22 protein-coding genes are annotated in these 15513 nt (G+C 67.4%); all 22 read right to left on the bottom strand.

Annotation, left to right across the window (positions count from 1 at the left end; genetic code table 11):
• Nucleotides 1–134: 134 nt before the first annotated feature.
• On the bottom strand, nt 135–614 hold the full coding sequence (locus ACKTT0_RS17715; protein WP_028353436.1) for a phage tail assembly chaperone: 480 nt from the start codon (nt 612–614) through the stop codon (nt 135–137).
• Nucleotides 614–1039 carry a phage structural protein gene (locus ACKTT0_RS17710; RefSeq protein ID WP_407851105.1) on the bottom strand — a complete coding sequence of 142 codons (426 nt, stop codon included), beginning with the start codon at nt 1037–1039 and terminating at the stop codon, nt 614–616. Before ACKTT0_RS17710 ends, ACKTT0_RS17715 begins: the two co-directional genes overlap by 1 nt.
• A 12-nt stretch (nt 1040–1051) precedes the next feature.
• A complete protein-coding gene (locus ACKTT0_RS17705) occupies nt 1052–2416 on the bottom strand; it encodes a DUF3383 family protein (protein ID WP_407851104.1) in 1365 nt (454 codons plus the stop codon).
• Nucleotides 2417–2459: 43 nt separating this feature from the next.
• Nucleotides 2460–2972, bottom strand: coding sequence for an HNH endonuclease (locus ACKTT0_RS17700; protein ID WP_407851103.1), 513 nt, complete (start codon nt 2970–2972; stop codon nt 2460–2462).
• A gap of 57 nt (nt 2973–3029) precedes the next feature.
• Nucleotides 3030–3545 (bottom strand): phage neck terminator protein, encoded by a 516-nt coding sequence (locus tag ACKTT0_RS17695; protein WP_407851102.1) that lies wholly within the window; start codon nt 3543–3545, stop codon nt 3030–3032.
• 151 nt (nt 3546–3696) lie between these two features.
• Nucleotides 3697–4053, bottom strand: coding sequence for a hypothetical protein (locus ACKTT0_RS17690; RefSeq protein WP_407851101.1), 357 nt, complete (start codon nt 4051–4053; stop codon nt 3697–3699).
• Nucleotides 4053–4511, bottom strand: coding sequence for a hypothetical protein (locus tag ACKTT0_RS17685; RefSeq protein ID WP_407851100.1), 459 nt, complete (start codon nt 4509–4511; stop codon nt 4053–4055). Before ACKTT0_RS17685 ends, ACKTT0_RS17690 begins: the two co-directional genes overlap by 1 nt.
• Nucleotides 4498–4878, bottom strand: a complete 381-nt coding sequence (locus ACKTT0_RS17680) for a DUF4054 domain-containing protein (protein ID WP_407851099.1) — start codon at nt 4876–4878, stop codon at nt 4498–4500. The genes ACKTT0_RS17685 and ACKTT0_RS17680 overlap by 14 nt, the downstream gene beginning before the upstream one ends.
• Nucleotides 4879–4880: 2 nt before the next feature.
• A complete protein-coding gene (locus tag ACKTT0_RS17675; RefSeq protein ID WP_407851098.1) occupies nt 4881–5219 on the bottom strand; it encodes a hypothetical protein in 339 nt (112 codons plus the stop codon).
• Nucleotide 5220: 1 nt separating this feature from the next.
• A complete protein-coding gene (locus ACKTT0_RS17670) occupies nt 5221–6180 on the bottom strand; it encodes a DUF2184 domain-containing protein (protein ID WP_407851097.1) in 960 nt (319 codons plus the stop codon).
• 67 nt (nt 6181–6247) lie between these two features.
• Entirely contained in the window at nt 6248–6700 is a 453-nt protein-coding gene (locus ACKTT0_RS17665) for a structural cement protein Gp24 (protein ID WP_407851096.1), read from the bottom strand.
• A 9-nt stretch (nt 6701–6709) separates the two neighbouring features.
• Entirely contained in the window at nt 6710–7792 is a 1083-nt protein-coding gene (locus tag ACKTT0_RS17660; RefSeq protein ID WP_028353445.1) for a DUF2213 domain-containing protein, read from the bottom strand.
• 10 nt (nt 7793–7802) lie between these two features.
• A complete protein-coding gene (locus tag ACKTT0_RS17655; RefSeq protein ID WP_407851095.1) occupies nt 7803–8645 on the bottom strand; it encodes a phage head morphogenesis protein in 843 nt (280 codons plus the stop codon).
• On the bottom strand, nt 8578–9861 hold the full coding sequence (locus ACKTT0_RS17650; RefSeq protein ID WP_407851094.1) for a phage portal protein: 1284 nt from the start codon (nt 9859–9861) through the stop codon (nt 8578–8580). Before ACKTT0_RS17650 ends, ACKTT0_RS17655 begins: the two co-directional genes overlap by 68 nt.
• A gap of 2 nt (nt 9862–9863) precedes the next feature.
• On the bottom strand, nt 9864–11450 hold the full coding sequence (terL, locus tag ACKTT0_RS17645; protein WP_407851093.1) for a phage terminase large subunit: 1587 nt from the start codon (nt 11448–11450) through the stop codon (nt 9864–9866).
• Nucleotides 11401–11874, bottom strand: coding sequence for a DUF2280 domain-containing protein (locus ACKTT0_RS17640; protein ID WP_407851092.1), 474 nt, complete (start codon nt 11872–11874; stop codon nt 11401–11403). The genes terL and ACKTT0_RS17640 overlap by 50 nt, the downstream gene beginning before the upstream one ends.
• A 30-nt stretch (nt 11875–11904) precedes the next feature.
• Nucleotides 11905–12537, bottom strand: coding sequence for a putative metallopeptidase (locus ACKTT0_RS17635; RefSeq protein WP_407852452.1), 633 nt, complete (start codon nt 12535–12537; stop codon nt 11905–11907).
• Between the two features lie 311 nt (nt 12538–12848).
• On the bottom strand, nt 12849–13496 hold the full coding sequence (locus ACKTT0_RS17630; RefSeq protein WP_407851091.1) for a hypothetical protein: 648 nt from the start codon (nt 13494–13496) through the stop codon (nt 12849–12851).
• The gene (locus ACKTT0_RS17625) at nt 13489–14055 is read right to left on the bottom strand and encodes a hypothetical protein (RefSeq protein ID WP_407851090.1); all 567 of its coding nucleotides are present in this window, start codon (nt 14053–14055) and stop codon (nt 13489–13491) included. The genes ACKTT0_RS17630 and ACKTT0_RS17625 overlap by 8 nt, the downstream gene beginning before the upstream one ends.
• Nucleotides 14037–14276 carry a hypothetical protein gene (locus ACKTT0_RS17620; protein WP_407851089.1) on the bottom strand — a complete coding sequence of 80 codons (240 nt, stop codon included), beginning with the start codon at nt 14274–14276 and terminating at the stop codon, nt 14037–14039. The genes ACKTT0_RS17625 and ACKTT0_RS17620 overlap by 19 nt, the downstream gene beginning before the upstream one ends.
• Entirely contained in the window at nt 14273–14431 is a 159-nt protein-coding gene (locus ACKTT0_RS17615; RefSeq protein ID WP_407851088.1) for a hypothetical protein, read from the bottom strand. Before ACKTT0_RS17615 ends, ACKTT0_RS17620 begins: the two co-directional genes overlap by 4 nt.
• Nucleotides 14428–15513, bottom strand: coding sequence for a hypothetical protein (locus ACKTT0_RS17610; protein ID WP_407851087.1), 1086 nt, complete (start codon nt 15511–15513; stop codon nt 14428–14430). The genes ACKTT0_RS17615 and ACKTT0_RS17610 overlap by 4 nt, the downstream gene beginning before the upstream one ends.

Genomic DNA, 15513 nt, shown 5'->3' with positions numbered 1-15513 from the left:
TCGGGCGGCGGCCTCCTGGGCAGCCTCTTGCGCATCGAGTAGCGCGTTGATCTTGAGCAGGTCCAGCAGGTCGACCCGGCCGGCTTTGACGTCGGCCAGGCTGGCGTGGCCGGCCAGGATCGGCCGCCAGATGATCAGCTCGCGCTCGAGGTCTTCCCTAAACTTGCCGACAGGCTCTCCATCTTGGCGCGGACCTCGCCAAAACGGTCGAGCCAGCGCGCCAAAGGGCCTTCGCAGTTCCACTTGATGATGTGGAACATCAACTCCAGGATCTCGGTGAAGTCCTCGAAGGCGGCTTCGCGGCCGCGCTTGTCCAGCTTGGCGGGCTCGGCGCCGTCCCGCTCATAGGCGACCAGGTCCGGGTCGATGAGCCGATCCGCCCAGGCCTTCAGCGTCTTGCCGTCCAGCGTCGTCGAGAGCTCGCGGAAGGCCTGCAACATGGCCTGCTCGTCCTTGGCGCCGTCCTCGGGCCCGAAAACCGCCGCCAGGGCGCCGCCGGCCGCCGGCAGGATGTCCCGCTGCAGGTCACCGAACAGCTCGAGCGCCGAGAAGGCATCGAAGCGCCGGATGTAGTAGGTCGTGCGGCCGATGGTGACTTCGTAGGGCTTGCTCATCAGTCATTGCCCCCGACAAAGTACGCGGCCGGACCGGTTTCCAGCGTCCATTCGCGGTTGCCCAGTTCGATGCCGTACTCGCTGGCCGGCATTCTGGTCACCCAGGCCGTCGCAGCGAAAAGCGTGGTGCCGCGCAGGTCGCGCACGGTGAGCGGCAACGCGCCGCCACCGCCGCTCAGTCGGTCGGCTTCGTGATAGCCCGACAGGACGTCGTTGCTGCGGCTGGTCTGCTGCAGCGTCATCGTGACACGGTGGCGGCGGTCGGCCGACATGGCCCGCGCCACCTCGCCGTCCGCGCCGGACTGCGACGTGATGCCGTCCGAGATCGGCTCGATATTGACGAACGAACCGTCGGCCGTGCCGGTGATCGTGGATGCCCCGAAGGTGATGATGACCTTCGCGGGGTCGTAGGTTTTTACCGTCATGCTCGGCTCCGATTACAGTTCGTAGGTCAGGTTGCCCTTGATTTCGACGGCGTGGATGGCGCCGGCCAGTCGGGCCGTGAACGACACGTCGCGCAGGATGCGGTTGGCCTTGTCGTTGAAAGGCACGTTGGCCGACAGCGGCGCCGAAACCGTGTAGGACGGAATCTTGCGGCCGTCTTCGTCGACCTCTTCCGGCGCGATGCCGCCGCGGGCCACGCCCAGGTCCAGCACCCCGCGCATGGCGTTCGTGACGATCTGGATGCCGCCGTCGGTGTACGGCACCTTGCCCAGCTGGCCTTTGACGTTGATCAGGGCCGACACCACGGCGATCTTGATCTGCTCGGCCAGCCAGTCGCGGAACCGGATGACGTCGATCCACTCGCCTGCCGCCACCTTGCCGCCCTGCGTGATGGCGAAATTGCGGAACGGCTCGAAAGTGTTGGCGTTCTTGTTGAAGGCTGCCTGGGCCTGGCCCTCGCGCAGGTTGTCAGCCGTGATGCCGGCCAGCTTCACGTTGGCCCACGTCTCCGCACCCGGGTAGAAGGTGAAGCGGTTGGCGGCTACGGCCGACTCCAGCCATTCGGACGCCGCCAGCGCGTGGTACCAGCAGGACGTGCGGAAGTAATTCTTGGCCTTCAGCTTCGACGCCAGGTCGGTGCTGAGCGCGGCATCGATGATGCCCGGGTCGGCCGAGCCCACAAACTGGAGCTTCTGGTTCGCCTCGACCCACTCGGCGGCGTCCAGAATGTCCGCCTCGGCGCGCGAAGCCAGGACCACGCCGTACCAGTCGCCATTCTCGGCCCGGCACTCGGTCAGCGCCTCGGTCGGCGTCTCGGTGCTGGTCGCGGCGTTGATGGTCAGGTTGCCCGCCACCGACAGGCCGAAAGCGGCGCCGGCGACATCGGCGTCGATCGACACCACTGCGGCCGTGGCGGTCGCCGTCACCGGCGCGGCGGTGGCATTGATGGCCCCCACCAGGCCGGTGGCGATGGCGGCCGGGGTGTCTGCGGCCAGGCCCGTGTAGACGGCCGTCGCAGTCTGCACGGCGCCCTGGGCGTCGCGCCAGGTCAGCGTGACCGAGTAGGCGACCTCGGCCGCTGCGGTGACCGTGATGGTCGCCTCGTCGACCTGTTGGCGCCCGACATAGATACGGTTCAGGGTCGGGATCTGCTTGAAGGAGTCGCGCACTGCCATGTACAGCGGGTCGGCGGCGGACATCCCCAGCTCGATCAGCTCGTCGGCCTGGGTGACGACCAGCACGCGGTTGACTGACAGCGTGTGCGCGCCCAGCACCAGCAGGTCGGAAAACGATTGCTCGCGGATCGCGGTCGTGTTCAGCGAAATCTGAACATTCACAATGCGCTCGAGATTTGCCATTGTTGGCTCCAAAAATGGCCCGTTGCTATCGGGCGCGGTCTATCTATCCAGCGACTGCGGCCGCTAGCGTCGAATTAGGGTGGAATGCTCGCTTGGCCTTCAGATACGCGGCTTCTGCTTCTTCGGCAGTGTCAAAGAGTCCCAAGTACTTCGGACGGCCATTCACGCCAATCTGCGCCTGAAACCGGCCGCTCCTCGCGTGGTAACTGGCCCCGAGATGCCCGCTCCTGTTGTTGCGCTGTGGCCCGCTAAGGTTTTGCATGTTCCCGCTGTGCGATGCCTCCCGCAGATTTCGCCAGCGATTATTCGATTTGTTCCAGTCGCGGTGGTCGATCTGACCCTTGGGCCATTCACCTGTCATGTACAGCCATGCCAATCGATGAGCCTTGTAGTACTTGCCCCCGATGCCAATGGACCAGTACCCCTCATCCGTCCGATACCCTGATACTGCGCCCTTTGGGGAGTTCGGCCCGCGGCAGATCAGGTTGGTAAATATGCCTGTCTCGCGGTCATATGCCAGCAGTTCGCGCAGCCTCTCGGCCGTCAGCTCAGACATTTTCGTGGCTCCAAAGAAATGGCCGCCCGAAGGCGGCCGGATGCAAGGCTGGCGACGTCAGGACGCCGCAGTGGTGATCTGGATGGGCGGCAGCTCTGTTACGCCGCCGGTAAGGGTACCGGTGACCTCGACCGCCTCGAAGTAGCCAACCTCGTCGGCGAGCGTGCCCGTGTAGCGCACGCGCAGCTCGAGCACGGCGCGCGGCTCGAACCGGGCGTCGTCGCGGGGTACCGGCAGGTCCTGGACGTCGCCGACGTCGAACACGGCCAGGTCCAGCGAGTTGGCGAAGTCCACCAGACTGGGAAAGCCCAGGCGCAGGCTCAGTTCGTCCAGCACCTGGAAGGCGTCGTCGCCGAAGCACTGCAGTTCGACGCCGGCGTCGCGGTGCGCCGATACATCCTGGCGCCCGTCCTGGTCCACAGCGCCCAGATGCACCGGCAAGCGCGCCGCCGGCGTGACCTTCAGGGTCATGTACGGCTTGCCTGGCCGTGGACCGTTGCCGTCGCGGAAAATCACAGGGATACCGCCGGCCGCGTGCTCGATCAGGTCGAAGATGGCTTGTTGGGCGTCCATAGCGGTCCTTTGTGTGTACCGATGGGGCTATCGGCCTGCGCCGACTCGGTACTGCCCTCCCGGTGTCTGGCTGCCCCGCCCGGCGCGGTAGTCCTTTCCCGACGCTTAACCCCGTCGGGCCCGGCCCAGACTGCCGGGGCTCTGTGGGCACTCAGTTTGCAAGCAGCACCGCCAGGTAGCGGTAATGCGAAATGACACCTGACTGCCAGGGCGCCACGGCCACCACCAGGTAGTCGCCGGGGTGCGGTGCCCGGTCCCAGACCAGGCGGTCGCCGTTCTGATCGTCCTGGCCGGCCACATTCAACACCGCGGTGGTGTAGATGCGCACGGCAGCCGTAACGCGCCGGCCCTCGGCGTTGGGCTGCAGCGTGTCGTAGTCGGACAGCCTGGCCGGCTGCACCGAAGCCTGGATCGTGTACGGCACCGCGTCGGCACCTTCGACCCATCGACCCTTCACGTACTGCCCGCCCGCACGCGGTCGGATGGTCTGCGGTCTGCGAAAGCCCATCAGCGCACCTTCTCGTAGCGAATGGCGTTGACCATGACGCCCTGGTCGACCAGCGGCACGTCGCTGCCCTTCTTGGCAACCGTCGACGGCGCGTTCGGCACGGCCCAGCTCTTGGACTGCTGCACGTGCGCCTTCTGGTGGCGTTCCGCGAAGGTACCCAGTTGGTCCAGCCCGGCATCGGCCGACAGCCGGCCATCCTGCACCGCCATGGCGACGCGGTCCATCGCCTGGCCCAGCACCTTGCCGTTCTTCTCGGCGAAGTCCCGCATGAAAGGCCGCGCCGGGATGTGCTCGGTGCCGTACTCGTTCCAGACGGCGATGTCGACCAGGTCGGCGCCGCTTTCTGGGTCTGCGCCGGCGTCGCCCTGAATGCCGAACTTCACGCCGGACCCGTCCAGCGCACGGGCCTGGGCCATCAGGCGGTTCAGCCCGCGGTCGATGGTCTTAACAGCAGCCATACCTGCGCCTCGTTCCGACCGTGATCGCACCGGCGCGGCACAGCTTGGCCAGCCGGTCATAGTGGCCGAAGAAACCCGCCGGATCGTCGGCGCCGTCAGCGCGCCCGTAGGTGCGCGACAAGTCGCCCTCTTTCTCGCTGATCACGCCCGGCAAGGGCGTGGCGCCCTGCTCCTGGCCGGCGAGCTGCTGCAGGCGGCCGTACAGCAACCAGGCGGCATACCAGGCCTGCGCCTCGTCCTGCTTGGCCTCGGGCAGGCACGTTGGCAGGTACCCGGCGGCGATGTCCAGGGCCTTCTGCTTGTCCTCGGCCGACATGCCCGCCACCGCCGGCGCCAGGAAGTCCAGTAGCTCGACGGTGGCGGCCATGCTTACTGCCCCGCCTGCTCGGCCAGCTTCGCCACGTACAGCTCGCGCAGCACCTCGGTGCTGGCGTTGCCCGCGTACTCGACGCCCAGCTTGTCCAGCTCGGCCTTGAGCTGGCCGGCTTTCATCTGCGCCGGATCGGTGGTCGTGCCGCCCTCGTCGTCGGCGGCCTTACCGGACGCCTTGACGCCGCCCACCACCTCGAGCGCACCGCGTTTGATCAGCGCCGCGGTGTCGCGCTTGGTGATGTCGATGGGCGCCTTGGAGGTCTGCAGGGGCGGAATGACCTCGCCGGCGGCGGTGACGATGGCGTAGGCCGCCAGGTTTTTGACGTGCTTTTCCATGTCAGATGCCCTCCGCCTTGGTCAGCGCCAGCGGGTAGTACACCGCCACGCCACCGGTGCGCGCCAGGCACGGCACGACCAGCTCCAGGTTGCGCGCCTGCGCCGCGAGCTGGTTGAACGGCATGGGGTTCTCCATGCTCAGGTTCTCCTCGCTGCGCTCGTACATGATCGCCATCGAGACGCCACCGGTGCCGGCATCGGCCAGCTCGGGCACGTCCTCGATGCGCAGGCCCGGGTGCTGCTTGATGAAGAACTCGCCCACGGTCAGACCGCCGGAGTCCGCCAGGCGCTTGGAATACAGCGCCGCGTGCTGCGTGCTGGGGATCGCCAGCACGTTGGGGGTGTGCACGCCCTTGGACTGCAGCCGCACGGCGTTGTACAGCGCATTCAGATCGTCGAGGATCTGGTCCGCCGTGGTCGCCGGATTCGCCCAGTTGCCATTCAGGCCGGTCGTGACGCCGATGTTCGGGTGGTTGGTCAGCCCGTACAGCTTGTGCTGGGCGTCGCCCACCATGGCGATTTGGTTCTGCTTGACCTCGATGGCGCGGCGCGCCGCTGCGGCCCGACGGGTGGGCAGGGACGTGCGCATGGCCATGCTGGCGCGCAGCTCGCCCACGTTGTAACCGTAGGAGTCACCGATATCCTTGATCCGGGCGGTGACTTCCTGGCCGTAGACGTCCACGCGCGGCAGGTCGTCGGCGTAGTTGGCGATGATCTTGGCGATCCCGACCTGGTCATACACCTTGTAGGTGTAGGTTTCGGCCCATTCCGGCACTTCACTGGACTGGGGCACCAGCTGCAGGCCCTTCATCGGGGGCAGCTTCTTGTCGTAGGTGCGCGACTTCACGTAGTCCAGCTCGCGGGCGGCATAGATGCCCTCGTCTTCGCGCAGGCCGCCCATGGTCGGGGCAAAGGCCTGAACGCCGGCCAGGTCGGCCTGGTCATAATGCATGTGTTCCATCTTTCCCTCGCGGAAATGAGAAAGGCCCGCTCGAGGCGGGCCCTATGGGGTGGGTTCGGAGACGCGATTAAGGCGCCGCGGGCGGCACGCTGAACGGGTTGTGCAGCTCCACGCGGGCGATCTGCTGGCCGTTCGGGCCGGTCACGATGCCGCTGCGGAAGACCGCGTTGTTCAGGGTGTTGGCGCCGCCGTCCGATACCGTGCCGTCAGCGGCGAACTTCACCGGGCCGTCCTCGGTCACGGTGCCGGCGGCGGTGACACGCGCCCAGACGAGACCGCGCGTCATCGTCGACACGCTGTCGCCCTCGACGTAGCGGTAGCGGTCGTAGGGCAGCGTGGCCGTGTGCAGCGACACGCCGCGCACCTTGGTGCCGGGCCCGGCCACCAGCAGGCCGCTGGCATTGGTGCCGCACACGACGCCCACGGCGACGTCGCCGGCGGCCGGGAAGGATTCGACGCGGTCGTCGCCCGAATCCACCTTCATGCCGGCGAAGGCCGGCAGCATGTAGTCCTCGTACATGTCAGCTCCTTATTCCTTGTTCCGGGCGGCGATCATCGCGGCGCGCGCCTGGGCGGCGGACTTGGGCTGGTTGCCGCCGTCCTGGTTCATCTGGGTGGTCGGTTGGCCGGGCTGGCCGCTGACCGTCTGGCGCTGGGACGCCGCGGCGTCCTGGCGGCCGGCGCTGTCAGCCACGGCCAGGTCGAAGGCCGCCTCGACGTAGCCGTCCGACTTGCCGGTCAGGTCGAAGCCGTCGCCCCGGATGGCCTTGATCACGCCTTCGCGCAGCGCGCGGTCGGTCGTGTCGGCCTTGAATTCCACCTTGTGGGCGGTGGCGGCGGCTTCCAGCTTCACGCGGGCCAGCGCGGCCGCGTGGGCGTCCTCGCGGGCCTTCTTGATGTCGGCCTCGGCCTTGTCGGCGCGCGCCTTCTCGGTGTCGGCGCGGGCCGCCTCGGCGTCGACCTTCTGCCGCAGCTCGGCGGCGTCGGCGCGCAGGCGCTCCAGTTCGTTCGCCACTTCCGGGGCCGCGTCGTACGACAGGCCGGAATCGAGGCGGATCTTGACCATGCTCATGTCATTGTCCTCTTCGGTTTTCGTTACGGCGTCCGCCGCGTCCAGGTTGAGCCGCGCATTGCCCGCGCGGCCGCGTTTGACCACCGCCAGGTGGTTGTATCGGATGCGTCGCTGGACGGCGTCGTACCGCTCGCCGTCGGGCGACACGCCCGGGGTTTCATCGAGCTCGAGCTCGTAGCCGAGCGACAGCTCCTTTTTCCCGCCCTCGTCGATCGGGCTGGCGTCGTAGATCACGACGTCGCCGACCATGTCGCGGTCGCCGTCCTGCCGGCCCTCGGACAGCACGGTGCCGATCATGTGCTGCTTGACGTTGCGCGCGCTGACCTTGCCCGGGTGGGTGTCGGTCACCGGCACGCCCTTGAGGCTGGCCAGCGAATCGGCGTTGAACACCTCGTCGGGCGGCCGGTACTCGCGGCGCTCGCGGCCCTGCCCGTCCAGGTAGACGAAGACGCCGGTGCGGGTCAGCACCGGCGTGTCCTTGATGTAGCCCTCGTCGGTGCGCGTGGCCTTGAATGCCACGCGGTCGAATCGCATAACCATGGGGATTTCCTCAGTGGACGACCAGGGCGTCCAGGTCTTCAAACAGCGGCAGCACCGCCTCGGCCCAGCACCGGCAGCGGATAGGCTGGCCGGGGTGGCCATCCTCGGGCGGCTTGTCCCAGCGGAACACCTCGCCCTCGCGCGCCACGTGCTCCTCGCGCTCGCGCTCGTCCAGAACGCCGCGCCACCGGTACTCCTCGACGCCGATGCTCTGCTGTCGGTACTCGGTCAACTGGCCATTCAGCTTGCCGACCTGGTCGCGGGCGATCAGCTCGGCGCGGTTGCGCGGCATCTTGTAGGTCTGCCGCACCAGGGCCGTGAGCTCTCGCAGGCTGGTGCCCTTCTGGACGGCCGCCACCACCTTGCCGTGCAAGCCCTCCAGGTACTGGGCCGGGATCGACTTGATCAGCTTGATGTTCTCGGCCTCCCAGATGGTGGCCAGTTGGCCCAGCCTGGGCTCTGCCTTGAAGATGTCGACACCGTAGGCCTGGCGGATCGTGCGGTGGAACTGCTCGGCGTTGAACCGCTCGACGCGGCGCGCCACCAGCGCCACCAGACTGCCGACCGCCTCGTCATCGACCGACGCCGCACTCAGCGCCGCCAGGAAGGCCTGGCGCAGCGTCTCGTACCAGCCCTCGGTCTCCGGGATGCTGTTCAGGTCGTCGGCGCGCTGCGCGGCGCCCAGCGCCGGCAGGACATGTGCGGTTACGGCCTCGGTCGTCCGGCGCGCAATCTGGTCCAGGGCGGCGGCATAATCGGCCTCCTGGCCGGCCGGATAGCGCCACTTACGCGGTCTGCGCGGCGTACTGCGTGGCCGCGGTGTGCCCGCCGGATTCATCAGGTTTGAGGCCATACTGCCCGCGCTCCTTCAGGTAGGCCCGCGCCTCGTCCTCGCTCAGGCCGTTGTCCACGGCCAGAGACAGGGCCTCCATCTCGGCCTTTTCCGCCTTGGCGTTCGTCTCGCGCACGTCCGCCTCTTCCTTGGGCGTCGGGCTTTTCAGCGACGGCCAGGAGATCGACCAGGCCTCGGGCGGATTGGCGAACGACTCCTGCGCCAGGATCAGCGACACAACGCGCTCGAGCGCCGGCGTTCCCTTGCTGCGCTGCAGGGCCTCGACCAGGTCGTAGTAGCCGTCGAAATCGGCCTCGCCGGTGGCGTTCTGCCCGGCCGGTGACCGTCCGAACAGGATTGTGACCGGCATGCCGCACTCGGCCGACACCCCCACCTGGAACTCGTTCACCAGGTCCCGCACGCCCGACACGTTGGCGTCGTGGATGACGTACTCGTCCTCGCTATCGATCGCCACGGTGTTCAGCAGCCCGCGTACGGCGTCGACCAGGTCGATGCGCTTCTGGACCGCCGTCTCCATCTCGTTCTCGATGGCCTCGGCCAGGCCCTTCATGCCGTAGACGCCCTGCTGCTTGCGTTCCAACACCTTCAGGGCCAGCGCCAGGGCTTCCTGGTACCGGCAGATGGCGCGGTAGGTGCGCTCGACGGCGGTCCGCCCGGCCCAGGGCACGCCCGTCACGGCGGCAAGCCGCCTCGGCAGCGGGTCGCCCGGGATCGGGATCAGCCGGGATTCGTGCACGTAGAAGACGGCCGTGCCGTCGTCGGGCGCCAGGCTTCGAACGCGGTAGACCTCCGGCTGTCCGTAGTTCGCCTTGTACGGGTCGCGGTACCGGCGCTCCGAGGCGTCGATGTCCGTCAGGTCGAAGACTCGGAACTCGTGGATCTGGCGCAGGCGCGCCGGGTTCAGCGGCGCATCCAGCCGCGCGCTGTCGTCGGTGATCGGCATGAGCGCCGCGCCGCCGGTCAGGCGGGCCCAGCGCATGCCATCGGCCAGGGCCGGCAGCACCTTCAGGCGGTCCAGCTCGGCCGCGATTCGGCCGTCGTCGCCCTTGATGGTGACGCCGCGCGCCACGGCGTCGTCGGCCGGCGCGTCCACCACCCGGCCGAAGATGCCGCCGCTGGCGTACAGCTGCAGCTCGGTCAGCGGCGCGGACTGGCCGACCTGCAGTCGGCGGTGTCCGATCAGCGCCGACTCGTAGCCGTCCGCGTGAAAACTCATATTCAACTCGCCAGCGCCGTGAAGCGCGATAGATTGCTGCCCGCGGTGGCGAGCATTTCGTTGATGGCGTCGACCATGGGGTCCACTTGGTCGTCGTGGGCGTGGGTGTCGTCGGCCGTGAATGCCTCGCATTCAGCGATGAATTCAGCGACCCATTCGGCCTCTGCCGGAATGCAAACCAGGCCAGCCTCGATGTAGGACTGCACGTCCATCACGCGCGTGAGCTTGTCCTTGACCCGCTCGATGCCCTTGACGGGAATCTTGCCGTCGGCCGCGATGTCCTGAATGAGCCCAGTACCGCTCGACTTGTCCTCGATCAGCATCTGGCGCAGCGGCGCCGACAGCTTCGCGTCGTAGGGCTTGTGCTTGGCCCAGAAATCCACCGCACGGCGCTTGAGTTCGGGCGCCGTCCATTTCCCTCGCAGCAAATCGAGCAGGTACAGCTTGCCGTCGTCGCCCAGGCCCCAGCATTCGAAAACGCTGTAGTCGTTCCGCTCCGCAGTCTTCTGCGCGGTGTCAACGAACACCTTCCGCGCGACGATCCGCGGCAGCACGGTGTACCGCCCGAACCAGGCCCCCTGGATCAGGTCGCCACCCAGCGGCGCCGGGCGCTGCTGGTACTGCGACGCGAAAACGAACCGGCTGACGCGAGCGCCGTCCTGGTCAGCTCCGGTGCCGGTCTCCATGGCGAGCAGATCGTCCAGCGGCTCCTTGTATGGCCAGTAGCTGAACCGTCCCTGCTCGTCACGCTCGGAGCTGTCGACCTTGGCCCGCAGCTCGGCCGGCAGGCCGGCCACATAGTCGTCATCGATCAGCGCCGGGATGACGACGTGCTCCCACTCACCAGGCAGGTTACCCGCCTCGATGAACCCGGTGACGTCCTCCTGCGCCAGGCGCTGCATGATGACGATGATCGGCGTGTCCGGATTCGCTTTCCGGCTCTTCACCGTCGAAAGAAGTTTCCGGTTTGCGGCCGACCGCCGCGCCTTGCTGTAGGCATCCTCCGGCTTCAGCGGGTCATCGATGATGATGGCGCCCTGCCAGCCCTCCGCCATGTGGCCGGCGCGAAAACCCGTGATTTGGCCACCCAGGCTGACGGCATACACGCCGCCGGCCTTCTTGCCGTCCACCAGGACGTTCCAGCGCTTCTTGGACTTCGCGTCGTCGGCGATGGCGAGGGGCCACAGCTCCTGGAACTCGTCCGACTGCACCAGCTCGCGGGCGGTCTGCGAATTCAGCAGCGCCAAGTCGTCGGAGTAGCTGATGTGCAAAAACCGGGCGCGCGGGTTCAGCGCCAGGCCGCGGGCCATCAGGTTGATGGCGACCAGCTCGGTCTTCGACGAACCTGGAGGCACGTTGATGACCAGGTTCTTGATGCGGCCGTCCATCACGGCCTGCACCTTCTCGGCGATCAGCTCGTGATGCCAGTTGACCCGGAACTTGATCGCCTGCCGGTGCTTGAAGAAGTACCGGCTGAAGAACAGGTGCGACCGTTCGCATTTGGCCTTGGCGGCGGCGCGCAGGAGCCCGGGATCGACCTCAGTAGTCGTCCTCGAGCTTGGCGACGGCGGCGGCGACTTTGTTTTCATCGACCACCACCGTTTTCTGTTCTATCGGCCCCCCGCCGGGGCCGGAATGCTCCCGCCTGTTTGTGAATGCCCCGCCCACCTCCTTCGCGGCCTGCTCCAGCAGCTGCGACACCATGGCCACGTTCCCCTGCCGCTCGGCTTTCGCCATGGCGCGCTGGAGCGTGCGCAGCCGGTACGCCTGGTCGGCAATCGGGATCTCGGCCACCTCGTCACGGAACCGCTTGCGGGTGTCGTCGAAGAGGTCGCGCCACTTCTTGGCCAGGTCCTGGCCGGACACCTTGGTGGGGTCGTACTGGGCGACCTGCGCCCGGTGGACGTCCAGCCCAAACTCTTCCTTTACCGCCTCGGCGACTTGCGCCGGCGTGTCATAGCAGGCCAGGGCCTGCACGATGTAGCGCTTCTGCGCGTCGTTCAGCCTTGCCATAATGTGAAATCTGTAAAGGGTCGGTATCGGTCAGGCGACCTTAAGGCAGCAGCCGCAGGCCCGGGCGATGTTCAGGCGCGGCACCTCGGGCTTGCCCTTGGCAGCGGCCACCAGGCGGGAAACTTCGGCCGACGGGCCGTAGCGCCGGACGACGCCCACGAATTCCTCGACGTCATGGCCCTGGATGCCCAGCTTTGGGCGGCCGTCCCGATAGAAGGCCGGCGCCCCAAATTCGTCTTTCAACTGGCCGATGTGGTACAGCTCATGCTCGACCAGCGCGCAGAATTCCTCGTCGCTACAGGTGGCGCAGTAGTCGGCCGCCAGCGTGATCAGGAACATCGGCACCCGGCCGAACCAATCCACCATCTGCTGCTCCTGGCGGGCCTTCTGCCAGCCGCCGGCGCGGAACATCACCTGCTCGGCCTGGCCCAGGACGTAGCGGCCCGCCTTAGCGAAGCCCGACGCGGCCCATAGGAAACAGAGGTCCGCACCCATCAGGTGTGCGTGGTCCGGGTTATAGAGCGCGCCGCGTTCGGCCAGTATCTGGGCGTCCACCCATGCGCCCAACTCCGCCGCCGGCTGGAACTGCCGTTCCTCCCGAAGGCTTTGGGAAGGAATTGGCCGCTTCACTCCAGATCCACGTTGCTTCGAATCTCGCGCCATGATCGTCATGAAAAAACCGCCTCGCGGCGGTTCGTTCGGTCGGTTACTCAGGTTTCCGGGGAACTAGCGGCACCCAATCTTCTGGCAACTCGTCACCGCTCGACATGACCCGAGCCTTCCAAACCGTACCGTCATCTTTCAGGCCGATAAGGACGTAAAAACTCGCGTCAGGCTTCGGCGGCGCGACCGCAATCTGGATAAATTTGTGTTCCACTCCGGCCTCCTTTGGGCACTTTGTCGGAGTCACATTTTTACACCTCCCGGTCAATATCCACCAAAGCAAAAGCCCCGGCTTCAGGCCGGGGCTTTGTTCAGGTCGCACTTGCTACGAGTGTGGCTGAATTCTGCTGATCTTGTCCCACGTTGTCAAGGGGTGTCGGACGTCGGTCTTCGTCCAGGTCGACCACGATACCCGCGTCGCGCATGCACACGTCCAGCCGCAGCAACGCGGCGCGACGGGCGCCCTCCACCAGGACCCGATACGCCGAGGCCAGCCGCGAGACGTTGGATTTCGGCACGTCGAAGCGATCCGACAGGTCGCGCTGGCGCGGCCGGCCTCGCAGAATGTTCCCCACCAGCAGGTCGGTGAGCTCGCGCATGCGGCTGTCGGCCGGCGCCTCCGGGTTGAGCCATTCGGACACCTGGCGCGCGCTGGCCGCCCCCTCCTCGCCGGTGCCGTACTGGGCCCGCAGAATGTGAAATCCGATGCCATCGCCCAGCGTGCGCTGCAGCGCCTTGACCGTGAAGACCGCCTGGGCATGCCAGTCGTGCGGCGTCAGGCCGGACAGCGCCTTGCGCTCGTAGGTTGCGTCGAAACGCTCCTGCAGGGCCTCGCAAACCAGCTGCGTCGGGTTCTTCGGCTCGATGGGCAGGGCCAGCATCAGGTAGGCCACGGCAATAGCGTGCTCGGGGCACGAGAAGGTACCCGGCTCGCGGGAAGGAATGGAAGTGTCACGCATGGTGGCTCGCTCCGAGCAGGTCTTGGGATGGAAACTGGAGGGCCGCCGGCTGCTGCTGGCGCCTGGCCAACATGCGCCGGTGGCGGGCGGTGATGGCCACGGCCAGTGCCGACCAGGCGTGGCTAGTGACGCCGTACAGCGGGCCTGGCGCGGCCTTCGTGCCGATCTGCGGCACCTTGCCGCCGCCGGCGCGCGGGAAAAGGTCGATCACGGCCTGGCGCACGTTGGCGTCCTTGGCCTTGGCGGTGCCGCACAGGTGCAGCTTCACGTCGCGGCGGTACACCAGGTCGGCCTGCTCAGGCGCGTGCCAGGCCTGGACGAAGCGGCCGATCCACACGCAGGTCTCGAACACCTCGCGGCCGACGGCCATGCCGTAGCTGGCGATCATCTCGACAGCGAGGCGGCAGCCCTGCTCCTGGAAGTGGCCGGCCTGCAGGTGCCTCAGCAGATCGGCGTTCGGCATGATGCCCGAATCGACAACGCGGCCGCCGTCAAAGACGCACCAGCCCGACTCGGTGGGCCCCGGGTCCACCGCCACGATCACTTCCACTGTCTGCACGCTTCCTCCCGATCCTGACGCTGCTCGCGCAGCCATTCGATGCGTTTCTCGACTACCGGGCCCAGGGCCTCGGCAAAGTGTGGGCAGTGCCTATCGAAGGTCGAGCTCTGGAACCGCCCGGGATAGGCGGCGTCGAGCTCGCACTTGCCGTAGCCCTCGCGCGCCATGCCGGCGTGCTTCTGCAGGCTGAACAGGCGGCAGCTGACGCACTGGACCGTCATTGCGCCCTCTCCTGCTGGGCTGCCGCGGCGAGCGCGCGCTCGGCCATGGCCAGGACCGCCGGCGCGTACCGGCGGCCGCCCTTGCGGCTCTGCTCCACCAGGATCCGGCGCGCCCAGCGGCGCGGGTCGCGCAGTGGCTGCTGCATCGTGTTCATACCCTCACCCCGTAGTCGGCAAGCAGGCGCGCGAAGTCGTCGGCAGTCGTGCCGGCGGTGGCATGCACCCGCAGCTTGAAATCCCGGTCCAGCTCGCCGGCCTGTTGCTGCAGCCCGAGCTCGGTGCCCTTGGCGACGATCCCGGACCATGTCGTTGCCCAGGCGAGCGGGTCGGTCTTGCTGGCTGCCGGCCGCTTGCCGTTGACGGCGCTTTGCGCCGCCGGCGGATGCAGGACCTTGCCGACGAAGATGTCCAGGAACCCCGGCGTGATCGGCCCGACGTCGCCCGAGCTTTCGCGGTCGGCGACGGCGAGCTCGTAGGCCTCGGCCAGCTGCAGGCCCGTGACGCCGGCGGCGAGCCACGCGGCGATACGCGGGTCGTTGCTCTGCGTGCCGCGCGGCTGCTTGCCGCGACCCTTCTCCCGGCGGCGCAGCCAGGCGGCGACCTGCATGGCCCGTTTCTCGGGCGTCTCGTCGTCCAGCGGCGGCGGCGGGGGTTCGGCCTCGCACGCGGGCGCGCCCGCGAAAGACGCCGCCGCCGGTATATCTTTTTCTTTACTGGTTCCGGTTCCGGTTCCGGTAGCGTCACTCCCACCGGAATCCCTTGGTAGTCCCGCGTCTGTCCCGTGGGACAAATCAGGACTACCGGGGGACGTATCGGGACGGTTTTCGGCCTGTTGTCGCTGGGCAGCGGCCAGCTCGGCTTGCTTGCGGGCCCGGTATTCAGCCTTGCGGTTGCGCTCGCCGTCACGGCGCTCGATCATCTCCAGCACGCGCTCGGTCATCGTGTCGTGGTACAGCCGGCCGTCGTCGGCACGCCACCAGCCGCGCAGCAGTCGCGCCCTGGCGACCTGGAACTGGTCCAGCGGCATGCCAATGCGGGCCGCGATCAGTTCGTCGTCATCCGGCAGGCTTCCGCACGGCGTCTGCTCCCAGGCCGTCATCCACAACATGAGCAGCCACGGCCGGATCTCGGGAGCGGCCAGCGCCCAGGTATCGGACTGGCGGATGCGTTCGTGGTCGAGCTCGAAGCGCCACCCCTTGGCGCGCGTGTCGTAGGGATATGGAGCCGGCTTCGTCAT

The organism is Bordetella saccharivorans (genome assembly GCF_045862855.1).
GTDB classification, from domain to species: Bacteria; Pseudomonadota; Gammaproteobacteria; order Burkholderiales; family Burkholderiaceae_B; genus Bordetella_A; species Bordetella_A petrii_F.
The sequence above is the reverse complement of the archived record's forward strand: the minus strand, read 5'-3'. Positions and strand labels throughout refer to the sequence as shown.